A 286-nucleotide genomic window follows, 5' to 3' on the forward strand; every position below is an offset into this window, starting at 1 on the left:
CAGAAGTGAAACGCAATCGCGCCGATGGTAGTTTGGGGTCTCCCCATGCGAGAGTAGGTCATTTCCAGGCGCCTAATAAGCTCGACGTAGTAGCTAGTTTTGCTGATATGGCTCAGTTGGTAGAGCGCATCCTTGGTAAGGATGAGGTCCCCAGTTCGATTCTGGGTATCAGCACCAAGAATAATCTAGTGTAATGTCCTAGAAAACAGTTTGTCTGGAAACCATAGCATTGTGGCACCACCTGATCCCATTCCGAACTCAGAAGTGAAACGCAATCGCGCCGATG

1 tRNA gene and 1 rRNA gene are annotated in these 286 nt (G+C 49.3%); both read left to right on the plus strand.

The window, feature by feature from the left end:
• The first annotated feature begins 101 nt into the window (after nt 1–101).
• A tRNA-Thr gene (locus tag AAEY93_RS20450) sits at nt 102–177 on the plus strand.
• A 36-nt stretch (nt 178–213) separates the two neighbouring features.
• Nucleotides 214–286, plus strand: a 5S ribosomal RNA gene (gene rrf, locus AAEY93_RS20455); the annotation flags it as partial.

Source organism: Shewanella sp. CAL98-MNA-CIBAN-0140 (assembly GCF_040309905.1).
Taxonomy (GTDB): Bacteria; Pseudomonadota; Gammaproteobacteria; order Enterobacterales; family Shewanellaceae; genus Shewanella; species Shewanella psychromarinicola.